Raw genomic sequence first — 220 nt, 5'->3', positions numbered from 1 at the left:
GGATCAACGGTGACCGTCACGGTTTCAGTGTTGCCATCTAAATTGGTATAAGTAAACGTGTCCGTGCCATTGAAATCTGCATTCGGCGTGTAAGTTACGGTACCATCATCGTTGATCGCAACGGTGCCGTTAGTACCTTGCGTCACGGTATCAACTGGGGAAACCTCACCGTTATCGACGTCAGTATCGTTCGCAGTAACATCAATCGTCACTGGCGTGT

1 protein-coding gene is annotated in these 220 nt (G+C 49.1%); it reads right to left on the bottom strand.

The window, feature by feature from the left end; genetic code table 11:
• A partial coding sequence (locus V6255_RS18580; RefSeq protein WP_341629441.1) for an Ig-like domain-containing protein occupies nucleotides 1–220 on the bottom strand: 220 nt, incomplete at both ends.

The sequence above is a fragment of the Psychromonas arctica genome, from assembly GCF_038155225.1.
Lineage (GTDB): Bacteria > Pseudomonadota > Gammaproteobacteria > Enterobacterales > Psychromonadaceae > Psychromonas > Psychromonas arctica_B.
The sequence above is the reverse complement of the archived record's forward strand: the minus strand, read 5'-3'. Positions and strand labels throughout refer to the sequence as shown.